Annotated in this window: 12 protein-coding genes; all 12 read right to left on the bottom strand. The window is 63.3% G+C overall.

The genetic code is table 11. The features are described from left to right. Positions 1-43: 43 nt before the first annotated feature. The 12 genes from BMI89_RS06335 to nuoG are packed head-to-tail and all read right to left on the bottom strand — an operon-like array spanning position 44 to position 12137. Positions 44-820, bottom strand: a complete 777-nt coding sequence (locus BMI89_RS06335) for a type III pantothenate kinase (RefSeq protein WP_078539517.1) — start codon at positions 818-820, stop codon at positions 44-46. Between the two features lie 16 nt (positions 821-836). Continuing rightward, a complete protein-coding gene (locus BMI89_RS06330) occupies positions 837-1589 on the bottom strand; it encodes a biotin--[acetyl-CoA-carboxylase] ligase (RefSeq protein WP_281478224.1) in 753 nt (250 codons plus the stop codon). Then, positions 1579-3018 carry an NADH-quinone oxidoreductase subunit NuoN gene (gene nuoN, locus BMI89_RS06325; RefSeq protein ID WP_078570260.1) on the bottom strand — a complete coding sequence of 480 codons (1440 nt, stop codon included), beginning with the start codon at positions 3016-3018 and terminating at the stop codon, positions 1579-1581. Before nuoN ends, BMI89_RS06330 begins: the two co-directional genes overlap by 11 nt. Before the next feature lie 11 nt (positions 3019-3029). After that, entirely contained in the window at positions 3030-4568 is a 1539-nt protein-coding gene (locus BMI89_RS06320; RefSeq protein ID WP_078570259.1) for an NADH-quinone oxidoreductase subunit M, read from the bottom strand. Next, positions 4568-6757, bottom strand: coding sequence for an NADH-quinone oxidoreductase subunit L (gene nuoL / locus BMI89_RS06315; protein WP_078570258.1), 2190 nt, complete (start codon positions 6755-6757; stop codon positions 4568-4570). The genes BMI89_RS06320 and nuoL overlap by 1 nt, the downstream gene beginning before the upstream one ends. 6 nt (positions 6758-6763) lie before the next feature. Continuing rightward, a complete protein-coding gene (gene nuoK, locus BMI89_RS06310; RefSeq protein WP_075774485.1) occupies positions 6764-7069 on the bottom strand; it encodes an NADH-quinone oxidoreductase subunit NuoK in 306 nt (101 codons plus the stop codon). 49 nt (positions 7070-7118) lie between these two features. Next, complete coding sequence (locus tag BMI89_RS06305; protein ID WP_078519419.1) at positions 7119-7727, bottom strand: NADH-quinone oxidoreductase subunit J; 609 nt, start codon at positions 7725-7727, stop codon at positions 7119-7121. Further along, on the bottom strand, positions 7724-8134 hold the full coding sequence (locus tag BMI89_RS06300) for a carboxymuconolactone decarboxylase family protein (RefSeq protein WP_078519420.1): 411 nt from the start codon (positions 8132-8134) through the stop codon (positions 7724-7726). The genes BMI89_RS06305 and BMI89_RS06300 overlap by 4 nt, the downstream gene beginning before the upstream one ends. After that, positions 8131-8622 (bottom strand): NADH-quinone oxidoreductase subunit NuoI, encoded by a 492-nt coding sequence (gene nuoI, locus BMI89_RS06295; protein ID WP_075774482.1) that lies wholly within the window; start codon positions 8620-8622, stop codon positions 8131-8133. Before nuoI ends, BMI89_RS06300 begins: the two co-directional genes overlap by 4 nt. 3 nt (positions 8623-8625) lie before the next feature. Continuing rightward, positions 8626-9663 carry an NADH-quinone oxidoreductase subunit NuoH gene (gene nuoH, locus BMI89_RS06290; RefSeq protein WP_078519421.1) on the bottom strand — a complete coding sequence of 346 codons (1038 nt, stop codon included), beginning with the start codon at positions 9661-9663 and terminating at the stop codon, positions 8626-8628. Positions 9664-9678: 15 nt separating this feature from the next. Beyond that, on the bottom strand, positions 9679-10089 hold the full coding sequence (locus BMI89_RS06285) for a hypothetical protein (RefSeq protein WP_210402151.1): 411 nt from the start codon (positions 10087-10089) through the stop codon (positions 9679-9681). A 14-nt stretch (positions 10090-10103) separates the two neighbouring features. Beyond that, entirely contained in the window at positions 10104-12137 is a 2034-nt protein-coding gene (gene nuoG / locus BMI89_RS06280) for an NADH-quinone oxidoreductase subunit NuoG (RefSeq protein ID WP_078570257.1), read from the bottom strand. Positions 12138-12141: the final 4 nt, after the last annotated feature.

Genomic DNA, 12141 nt, shown 5'->3' with positions numbered 1-12141 from the left:
ATTTCGCCGGCACCGCCGAGGGGGAGGTAGATCAGTCTGTCACTCACGCGGGAAGATCCTTGTTATAGTCGTTGAGGAGGCGAAGGCCGTGCATGGTAAGGTCGTAATCCACACTGTCAAAGAGGTCAAAGCCCTGCGAGAACAGTTCGGCCAGACCGCCGGTCGCGATGACTTTCATCGGGCGGTCGCGTTCGAGCCGGATTTGGCGCACGACGCCTTCGACGAGGCCGATATAGCCCCAGAAAACGCCCGATTGGATACAGGCGACGGTATTCGTGCCGATGGCCTTTTCGGGCATCGTCACATCGACATGAGGTAGGGCGGCGGCGGAGGCGTGCAACGCCTCCAGCGAGAGGTTCACGCCGGGCGCGATCACGCCGCCGATATAGGCCCCGTCGGAGGCCACCACGTCGAAGGTGGTGGCAGTGCCGAAATCGACGACGACGATATCGCCGCCATGCCGGTCATAGCCCGCCACCGTGTTCACGAGGCGATCCGGCCCCACGGTCGTGCCCGGATCGACGCGCGGCTCGACCGGCAGGCGGCATTCGGGCTTGCCCACCACCAGCGGCCGGCAGTTGAAATACCGGTTCGACAGAACCCGCAGGTTGAACACGACGCGCGGCACGGTCGACGAGATGATCACCTCGGTGATCGAGCCCGCGATCTCCTGCACGCGCATCATGCCCGACAGCCAGAGGAAATACTCGTCCGCCGTGCGCTGGTGGTTCGTCTCCATCCGCCATGTGGCGACGAAATCCGTCCCGTCCCAGACCGAAAAGACCGTATTGGTGTTACCGCAGTCGATGCAGAGAAGCATGGCTCCCCCTTTCCGCTCAGAAAAAGATATCCGCTGCCGAGATGGCGCGACGGCCCTCGGGCGTGGTCAGGATCAGCGCGCCGGTCTCGTCGATGGTCTCGAAGGTGCCGCGATAGGTCTCAGTGCCGACCCGGGCGGTGATCTCTTCGCCCAGACGCGCCGCGCGGGCGAGCCACGCATTGCGGATCGCGTCGAAGCCGTAATCGCGGAATTGCCGGTCGTAGTTATCGAAGGCCTGCGCCAGCATCGGCAGGAAGTCGACCGGGGCGATCTGCATCCCGGTCTCGCCGATCAGGCTGACCGGAGCCATCGCCTCGGGCTCGACCTCGCTGCGGTCGGGCGCCTGCGCGAGGTTCACCCCGATGCCGATCGCGATCTGCTCTCCGCCCCGCAGGCTCTCCAGCAGGATACCCGCGATCTTGCCACCGCTCAGCAGCACGTCATTGGGCCATTTGATCGAGAGTCGCGCATGCGGGCCCCCGACATGGGCGAGCGCCGCCTCGAGCGCCAGAGCCGCGACGAAGGAATAGAGCGCCGCCTGCCCCAGCCCGCCCTCGGGCCGCATCACCAACGTGGCCGAGAAATTGCCCGTGGGCGCGCGCCAGGCACGCCCGCGCCGACCGCGGGCCGCGGTCTGCTCATGCGCGAAGATCCACGCTGAACCGGAGAGGCCCGGCGCTAGCCGGGCCGCTTCATCCATGGTGCTATCGACCGAGGGCAGGACGTGTCGCGCCACGCCCTCGGGCCAGTCATCGCGCTCAGTTGACAAGAGCCGCCGCCGCAGCCTGGGCCGCGCCCTCGATGCCGAAGAGGTTGAAGATACCGAGCAGCATCGCCAGCGCGGATACCATCAGAAGCCCCCATTGGATCGCGGGCATCCGGTTGTCCAGCGGGTCCGTCTCCTTGCCGAAATACATGTAGAACACGATCCGCAGGTAGTAGAAGGCCGCCACGACCGAGGCGATCACGCCGAGCAGCACGAGCCAGATATAGCCCGCATGCAGCGCCGCCTGAAGCACCGCGAACTTGGCGAAGAAGCCCAGGAACGGCGGCACGCCTGCAAGCGAGAACAGCAGTACCAGCATCGCCAGCGCCTTGGTCGGATCCTGACGGGCATATTGGTTCAGCGACTTGATATCGGTCACCGGCTGGCCGTCCCGCTCCATCGAGAGCATGAAGGCGAAGACGCCGACATTCATCGTTACGTAGATCGCCATATAGGTCAGCATCGCCTGCACGCCCTCGGCAGTGCCCGCCGACAGGCCCAGCAGCACGAAGCCCATATGGGTGATCGAGGAGTAGGCCATCAGGCGTTTGATGTTCGTCTGACCGATTGCCGCGACCGAACCCCAGACCATCGACAGGCCCGCGAGCAGCGCGAGGATCTGGCCCCACTCCGCCGGGACCTGACCGAAGGCGTCGAAGACGAGCCGTGCGATCAGCGCCATCGCGGCGATTTTCGGCGCGGTGGCGAAGAAGGCGGTGACCGGCGTGGGCGAGCCTTCATAGACGTCGGGCGTCCACATGTGGAACGGCACCGCCGAGACCTTGAAGGCGAGACCGGCGATCAGGAAGACCATGCCGAACAGCAGGCCGATCGGCAGGTGACCTTGTTGGACCACTCCGATGATACCCGCGAATTGCGTGGTGCCCGCGAAGCCGTAGGTCAGCGAGGCGCCATAGAGCAGGATGCCCGAGGACAGCGCGCCGAGCACGAAGTACTTCAGACCCGCTTCCGAGCTCTTCTCGCTTTCGCGGCGCAGCGCGGCCACGATGTAGAGCGCGAGCGATTGCAGCTCGAGCCCCATATAGAGCGACATCAGGTTGCCCGCCGAGACCATCATCATCATGCCGATGACGGCCAGCGTCGCAAGGATCGGGTATTCGAAGCGCAGCAGCCCGCGCCGCTGCATGTAATCGGTGCCCATCGCGAGAACCAGCGCAGCCGAGACGAGGATCATCACCTTGGTGAAGCGCGAGAACGCGTCGTCGATGAAGAGGCCACCGAAGGCCTCATGCGAGCCAACCTCGGCCAGACCGATCCAGGCCGCGATCACCAGCATGACGCCGGAGGTGATCCACAGCAGGGTCGGCGCAAGCTTGTCCTTGCCGAACCACACACCCGCGAGCAGCGCCACCATCGCGTAAACGGCGAGCAAAAACTCCGGAAGGACGATCGAGAAATCCGCAGAAGTCATCCCTCAGCTCCTCAGTGTTCGACCAGGTCGGACAGAAGGTTGTCCGGCAAGGCATCGTGATAGTTCTGGACGAGTTGCGTCACCGACGGCCCGATGATGTTGGTCACCAGATCAGGATAGACCCCGAGCAACAACGTCATCGCGACCAGCGGCGCGAAAATCCATTTCTCGCGCGTGCTCAGGTCGGTGATCGAGCGCAGGCTCTCCTTGATCAGATCGCCGAAGACGACCCGGCGATAGAGCCAGAGCGCATATGCCGCCGACAGGATCACGCTCGTCGTGGCGAAGAGCGCAACCCACGTATTCACCTGGAAGACGCCCACGAGGATCAGGAACTCGCCGACGAAATTGGCGGTGCCGGGAAGCCCGACATTGGCCATCGTGAAGAACATGAAGATCGTCGCATAGGCGGGCATGCGTTTCACCAGGCCGCCATAGGCCGCGATCTCGCGCGTATGCATCCGGTCGTAGACCACACCCACCGCGAGGAACAGCGCCGCCGAGGTGAAACCGTGCGCGACAACCATGAAGATGCCGCCCTCGATGCCCTGCTGCGTGCCCGAGAAAATCCCGAGCAGGACGACGGCCATGTGCGCGACCGAGCTATAGGCGATGACGCGCTTGATATCTGTCTGCACCAGCGCCACCAGCGAGGTCCAGATGATCGCGATCACCGCGAGCCACATCGCCCAGGGGCCGACCACGAGGTTGCCCACCGGGAACATCGGCAGCGAGAAGCGCAGGAAACCGTAATCGGCGAGCTTCAGCAGCACCGCAGCCAGCACGACCGAACCGGCCGTCGGCGCCTGCACGTGCGCGGCAGGCAACCAAGTGTGCACCGGCCAAAGCGGCATCTTGATCGCGAACGAGATGAAGAAGCCGAGCCAGAGCAGCGTTTGCACCCCGCCGGGGATCGTTATCCCGAGTATGTGCACCGGTGTGTATGGGAACTCGTAGACGAGCAGCCCCGGCATGTCCGTCGTTCCGGTGTGGAAGTAGATGTAGATGATCGACACCAGCATGAAGACCGAGCCGAAGAAGGTGTAGAGGAAGAACTTGAACGCGGCGTAGACGCGCTGCTTGCCCCCCCAGATACCGATGATCAGGAACATCGGGATCAGGCCCGCTTCGAAGAACAGGTAGAACAGCACCAGATCGAGCGTGACGAAGGTGCCCACCATCAGCGTCTCGAGGACGAGGAAGGCGATCATGTATTCCTTCACGCGGTCGGTGACATTCCAGCTACCGACGATCACCAGCGGCATCATGAAGGTGGTCAGCATCACGAAGAGGATCGACAGGCCGTCGACACCCACGCGGTACTGGAACCCCATGATCCAGGAGTATTTCTCCATGAACTGGAAGCCGGTGTTGGACGGGTCGAACCCGGCCAGCAGGAACAGCGAGATCAGGAAGGTGACCGACGTCGCGGTCAGCGCCACCCATTTCGCGTTCCGGTCCGCCTCGGGCGAGCCGCCGCGCAGAACCAGCGCGAGGATCAGCGCCGCCACGGCGGGCGTGAAGATGACGATGGAAAGCAGGTGTTGCATCAGTTCGCCCCCCCGTTGAGGACGACCCAGAGCATGAGACCGACAATCCCGATCACCATGGCGAAGGCGTAGTGGAACAGATAGCCCGATTGCATCCTGTTAAGGAACCTCGTGAATGTCGGGACGATGCCGACGGCCATGCCGTCGATAACTCGGTCAATCGAGCCCTCGTCCCCTTTCTTCCAGAATTGATAGCCGAACCAGAGCGCCGGGCGCACGAAGATGCGCTCGTACAGCTCGTCGAAATACCACTTGTTGAGCAGGAAGCGGTAAAGGCCCGGCTGCGCCTCGGCGAACCGCTTCGGCAGGCTGGTGTCCTTGATGTAGAACAGCCATGCCACGAGAAGCCCGGCAAGCATCGCCACGAAGGGCGAAACCTTGACCCAGGCCGGCGCGTGGTGCGCCTTGTCGATGACCTCGTTTTCCTGACCCATGTAGATCGCGCCCTGAGGAGCGACGCCCGGATACTTGATCACCGCCGTCGAGACGCCGACATCCGGCGAGGTCTTGGCCTCGTCCATCAGCTCGGCCTCGGCCTGATCTTCGGACATGGTCGCATCCGGCACCGGCGGCGTTGCGCCATGGGCGCCCTCACCGGACTGCGCGGCTTCGCCATTTGTCGCGTGACCCGCATCCGCCGTCTGCTCGGCATGGGCCGGAAGCCCGAAGAACTTCACCAGCTTCGCGTGATCGCCGAAGAAGACGTTGTACCAGATCATCCCGGCGAAGATCGCGCCGAAGGACAGAACCACCAGCGGCACCGTCATGACCCAGGGGCTTTCCTTCGCGTGATCATGCGCATGATGATCGCCGCGCGGCTTGCCGAAGAAGGTCATGAAGATCAGGCGCCACGAGTAGAAGGACGTAAAGGCCGCCGCGATGACCAGAAGCCAGAAGGCATAGCCCGCGCCGGAGCCGCCCCAGACGCTCTCGATGATCGCGTCTTTCGACAGGAAGCCCGCGAAGCCGATCGGCGTGAACGGAATACCGACCCCGGTGATCGCCAGCGTGCCGAAGATCATCGCCCAGAAGGTCAGCGGCACCTTTTTGCGAAGGCCGCCATAGTTCCGCATGTCCTGCTCGTGGTGCATCGCGGTGATGACCGAACCCGCCGAAAGGAACAGCAGCGCCTTGAAGAACGCGTGGGTCAGCAGGTGGAACATCGCCACCGAATAGACGCCGACACCGGCCGCGGCGAACATGTAGCCCAGCTGCGAACAGGTCGAATAGGCGATGACGCGCTTGATGTCGTTCTGCACCAGACCCACGGTCGCGGCGAAGAAGGCGGTCGAGGCGCCGATCACGACGATGAAGGTCTGCGCATGCGGAGCGTATTCATAGACCGGCGACATGCGGCAGACGAGGAACACGCCCGCGGTCACCATGGTCGCGGCGTGGATCAGCGCCGACACAGGCGTCGGGCCTTCCATCGCGTCCGGCAACCACGTGTGCAGGAAGAGCTGGGCCGATTTGCCCATCGCACCCACGAAGAGCAGGAAGGCACAGAGCTCGACCGCGTTCCAGGACCCCCAGAGGAAGTCGAGATTGGTCTCTGACAAGGCCGGCGCCGCCGAGAAGACATCGTCCAGCTGCAGCGAGCCGGTCATGTAGAACAGACCGAACATCCCCAGCAGGAAGCCGAAATCGCCGACACGGTTGACGATGAAGGCCTTCATCGCGGCCGCGTTGGCCGAGGGTTTCTTGTAGTAGAAACCGATCAGCAGGTAGGAGGCGACACCGACGCCTTCCCAGCCGAAGAACATCTGCAGCAGGTTGTCCGAGGTCACCAGCATCAACATGGTGAAGGTGAAGAAGGACAGGTAGGCGAAGAAGCGTGCCTTGTAGTTCTCGCCCTTCCCTTCGTCGAAATTCTCGTCATGGGCCATGTAGCCCCACGAGTAGAGATGCACGAGCGAGGAGACCGTCGTCACCACGATCAGCATGATCGCGGTCAGTCGGTCCATCCGGATCGCCCACGAGACGTCCAGCTCCCCCGAGGTGATCCAGTTCAGGACGTGAATGTGCTGCGTCTGATCGCCCAGCGTGAGAAAGACGATCCAGCTGAGCAGAGCGGCGAGGAACAGAAGGCCCGTGGTCAGGACCATCGCGCCCTTTTCGCCGATCACCCGCCAGCCGAAGCCACCAAGGATCGCACCGACCAGCGGCGCAAAGAGAATGATCGTTTCCATCGTCCCTTATCCCTTCATCACGTTGACGTCTTCGACCTCGATCGAGCCGCGGTTGCGGAAGAAGACCACAAGGATCGCAAGGCCGATCGCGGCCTCGGCTGCCGCAACGGTCAGCACGAAGAGGGTGAAGATCTGTCCGACGAGGTCATCCAGATAGGCCGCGAAGGCCACCAGGTTGATATTCACCGCCAACAGCATGAGTTCGATCGACATCATGATGACGATCACGTTCTTGCGGTTCACGAAGATCCCGAAAATGCCGATCACGAACAGCGCGGCAGCCACGCCAAGGTAATGTTCCAATCCGATCATGCGTTCACCCTCGTTTCCGAACTCGCGTTTTTCGCTTGCTTTTGTTCGCTCACAGCCCCTGCCCCGGTTTGACGTCCACCATTTCCATCGTCTTGGACGGATCGCGATGCATCTGCGCGATGACGTTCTGGCGCTTGACGTTGGTGCGATGGCGCAGCGTCAGAAGGATCGCCCCGATCATCGCGACCAGCAGGATCAGGCCCGCCGTCTGGAAGAGGTAGAGGTATTTGTCATAAACGAGCAGGCCGATCGCCTGCGCGTTGGTCATGCCCTCGGGTACCGGATCAGCACGCAGGCTTTCCGCCATGCCGGAGGTCTGCCACGCCCCAAAGGCGATGCCCAGCTGCACGAGCATCACGACCCCGATCAGGAGGCCCAGCGGCATGTAGCGCGCCAGCTCGCCCTTGAGCGCGGCGAAGTCGACATCGAGCATCATCACCACGAAGAGGAAGAGCACCGCGACCGCGCCGACATAGACGATGATCAAGAGCATCGCGACGAATTCCGAGCCCAGCAGCACGAAAAGCCCCGCCGCCGACAGGAAGGTGAGGATCAGCCAGAGCACCGAATGGACCGGGTTCTTGGAAATCACCACCATGAAGCCCGCGACCACCGCCGTAATGGCGAAAAGGTAGAAGGCGAAAGCAAACACCGTCATTCGTTCTCTCCCGAATTCTCGTCGAAGACCGATTGCGCGATCTCGAGCGCGCGGGTCATGGCGGGCACCCCGCCGAACATGCTCATCTGAAAGATCACCTCGGCGATCTCGCGTTGCGTGGCCCCGGCCTCGAGCGCGTGGCGGATCGTCAGGCGCAGCTGCGAGTCCGCTTGCGCGCCCAGCACCGTGAGCGCGGCGATCGTCACCAGAAGCCGCGTCCGGCTGTCGAGCCCTTCGCGGTTGAAGGTCTTGCCGAACCACATCTCCATCATGTCCTTCGACATGGTGGGGAAGAGCTTCTCCATCGCAGCCGGATTGAAACTTTCCAGCGCCGGATTGAACAGCCGCGCCATCTCGGCCGACTGCTCCATCATGTTGCTAAAGAGTTTCGAAAAATCGTCGGTCATCTGTAAGGCGCATCCAGTTCGAGGTTGCGGGCAATCTCGGCTTCCCAGCGTGCCCCGTTCTCAAGAAGCTTCTGCTTGTCGTAGAAAAGCTCCTCGCGGGTCTCGGTCGAGAATTCGAAATTCGGACCTTCGACGATCGCATCGACCGGGCAGGCTTCCTGACAGAAGCCGCAATAGATGCATTTCGTCATGTCGATGTCGTAGCGCGTCGTGCGGCGCGAGCCGTCGGCGCGGGGTTCCGCGTCGATCGTGATCGCCTGCGCCGGGCAGATCGCCTCGCACAGTTTGCATGCGATGCAGCGTTCTTCCCCGTTGGGGTAGCGACGCAGGGCGTGCTCGCCACGGAAGCGCGGCGACAGCGGGCCCTTCTCGTGCGGGTAGTTCAGCGTGGGTTTCGGCGCGAAGAAATAGCGCATCCCCAGGCCGAAGCCTTTGATGAAGTCCACCAGCAGGAAATACTTGGCAGCGCGGTTGTAGTCGAAAGCCATCTATCAGCTCCCCATCGCCCAGCGGGCCCAGAAGTGCCCGAAGATTTCGAATTTCGCGAGGAAGGCGATGATCACCACCCACGCCAGCGACAGCGGCAGGAAGACTTTCCAGCCAATCCGCATGAGCTGGTCGTAGCGGTAGCGCGGCACGATCGCCTTCACCATCGCGAACATGAAGAAGAAGAACACCATCTTGGCGAACATCCACAGCACCCCGTCGGGCAGGCCCGGGATCGGGGACAGCCAGCCGCCGAAGAACAGGATCGACATCAGCGCGCACATCAGCCAGATCGCGATATATTCGCCAGCCATGAACAGCAGATACGGGGTCGAGCTGTATTCCACCATGAAGCCTGCGACGAGTTCGGATTCCGCTTCCGGAAGGTCGAAGGGCGGGCGGTTGGTCTCGGCCAGCGCCGAGATGAAGAACAGCGCCACCATCGGCAGGTGGGGCAGCCAGTACCAGCCCAGCAGGCCCCAGCCGGTATCCTGCGCGCGCACGATGGTCGACAGGTTCATCGAGCCGGTCGAGATGATCACCCCGATGATGATCAGGCCGATCGAGACCTCGTAAGAGATCATCTGCGCGGCCGAGCGGAGCGAGCCGAGGAACGGATATTTCGAGTTCGACGCCCAGCCGCCCATGATCACGCCGTACACCTCGAGCGAGGAGGCCGCGAAGACGAACAGAAGGGCCACGTTGATATCGGCCAGCACCCATCCGTCGGCGAACGGGATCACCGCGAAGGTCAGCATCGCCAGCACGAAGCTCAGGATCGGGGCGAGGAAATAGACGAACTTGTCGGCGCCCGCCGGCACGACGATTTCCTTGACCACATATTTCAGCGCATCCGCGAAGGTCTGCATCAGGCCCCAGGGCCCGACGACGTTCGGCCCGCGACGCATCTGCACGGCAGCCCAGATCTTACGGTCGCCATAGACCAGCCAGATCATCGAAAGCATCACGAAGGCGATAACCGCCAAGCTCTGCAGCACGATCAGCAGGAAGATCCCGAAAGGTGTCGCGAAGAATTCAGCCATGATGTCCCACTCTCTTCATACGGTCGGAATGCCGCGATCCTTGCAATCGGCGACGGTCACTTCCGCGTCGATCGTCTTGAGTCCCTGCGGCAAGGCGGGCGAGATGGTGTAGACCGCATCTGCCCGCCAGATGCCACCCTCTTCAGTCACATTCGTGCGCACATGGCGCGCAAATCCATAGCCGCGCACCAGCGCATATTGCGCGGCTGCGCATTGGGCATAATCGGTCGCCGCTTTCTCGCTGGCGCCCTCGCCCGAGACACGCGCGCGGATCTCCACCAGATCGCTGTCGAGGAGCCGTGTTTCGGTGCCCCGATAGTCCGGTTTGACCGCGCTATCCCCCTGCGCCCCGCCGGTCGGCGCGCACGCCGCCAGACCGGCCAGAAGGCCGGGGGCGAGCGGTGCGATATTGGGCAGGGTCTGCATCATCCGTCTCAACCTCACTCGGCGGCGACCGGCGCTTCGGCCCGCGCTTTCGCGAGGCTGGCGCATTCGCCCATCACGACGGAGGCCCGTGCGATCGGGTTGGTCAGGTAGAATTCGTGGATCGGCAGACGGAAAGTCGCCTTGCCCATGTCGCGCGGCTCGATCGCCTGCACTTCGTTCTCCACGACCTCATCGACCTGCGCCAGATGCGGCACGTCCGCGACCATCGCGCGGCGCAGACCGGCGAGCGTGTCCCAAGGCTGCTTGGCGTCGATCTCGGCCGAAAGCGCGCGCAGGATCGCCCAGTTCTCTTTCGCCTCGCCCGGCGGGAAGGCCGCGCGGAAGGCAAGCTGCGGACGGCCTTCGGTGTTCACGAAGAGGCCGTTTTCTTCCGTGTAGGCCGCGCCCGGCAGGATCACGTCGGCGCGGTTCGCGCCGCGGTCGCCGTGGCTACCCTGATAGATCACGAAGGGACCGCCCTCGGCGCGCGGGGTAATCTCCACCTCGTCGGCGCCCATGTTGTAGATCACTTCGGCGCCGTCGATGGCCGCGAGCAGACCGCCCTCGGTCACAGCGCCCACATCCATCGCGCCGACACGGGCGGCAGCGGTGTGCAGCACCATGAACTTGGCGTTGGAGTTCTCAGCCAGCTTCATCGCATGGGCCAGAACCGCCTCGCCATCGGCTTCGTTCAGAGCGCCCTGCCCGATGATGACGACGGTATTCTTCGCCTTCGTCTCGTCCGAGATCGTCTTGCCCGACAGCTCTGCCAGCGCGGCGCGGTCGGTGCCGACATGGACGTAATCATAGGTCAGATCGCAGGCTTCGCCGACGAGACCGACCGTCGCGCCCTTGGCCCAGGCCTTGCGGATGCGGGCGTTCAGAACGGGCGCTTCCACGGCCGGGTTCGCGCCGATGATCTGCACCATCTCGGCGTTATCCAGATCGGCGATCGTTGCGTTGCCGACATAGCCGTAGCGGTTGCCGATCGGCAGCCGCGCGCCATCGGTGCGGCATTCGACCGTGCCGCCCAGACCTTCGATCAGCTGCTTGAGCGAGAAAGCGGCTTCGGTCGAGACCAGATCGCCCACCAGACCGGCGACTTTCTTGCCCTTCATCGCCTCGGCGGCGGCGCTCAGCGCCTCGCTCCAGCTTGCGGGCTTCAGCTTGCCGTCGACGCGGACGTAGGGCCGGTCGAGACGCTGGCGGCGCAGACCGTCCCAGACGAAGCGGGTCTTGTCGGAGATCCACTCCTCGTTCACGTCGTCATTGTTGCGCGGCAGGATGCGCATCACTTCGCGCCCCTTGGTATCGACGCGGATGTTCGAGCCCACGGCGTCCATCACGTCGACGGTCTCGGTCTTCGTCAGCTCCCACGGACGCGCGGTGAACGCGTAGGGCTTGGAGACCAGCGCGCCCACCGGGCACAGGTCGATGATGTTGCCCTGCATGTTCGAGTCGAGCGTCATGTTCAGGTAGTTCGCGATTTCCGCATCCTCGCCCCGACCGGTCTGGCCCATCTGGGTGATGCCCGCGACTTCGGTGGTGAAGCGCACGCAGCGGGTGCAAGAGATGCAGCGCGTCATATGGGTCTCGACCAGCGGGCCGAGGTTCAGCTCGGTCGCGGCGCGCTTGGGCTCGCGGTAGCGGCTGAAGTCCACCCCGTAAGCCATTGCCTGGTCTTGCAAATCGCATTCGCCGCCCTGGTCGCAGATCGGGCAGTCGAGCGGGTGGTTGATGAGCAGGAACTCCATCACCCCCTCGCGGGCCTTCTTGACCATCGGCGAGTTCGTCTTGATCACCGGCGGCGCCCCTTCGGGACCGGGGCGCATATCGCGCACCTGCATCGCACAGGAGGCAGCAGGTTTCGGCGGGCCGCCCACGACTTCCACCAGACACATCCGGCAGTTGCCCGCGATCGACAGACGCTCGTGGTAGCAGAAGCGCGGGATCTCGATCCCCGCCTGTTCGCACGCCTGGATCAGCGTGAGGTTCGGATCGACCTCGACCTCGTTCCCGTCGATGATGATCTTTCTCAGGTCAGCCATGGCT

The organism is Thioclava sp. F36-7, from assembly GCF_002020075.1.
GTDB classification, from domain to species: Bacteria; Pseudomonadota; Alphaproteobacteria; order Rhodobacterales; family Rhodobacteraceae; genus Thioclava; species Thioclava sediminum.
The sequence above is the reverse complement of the archived record's forward strand: the minus strand, read 5'-3'. Positions and strand labels throughout refer to the sequence as shown.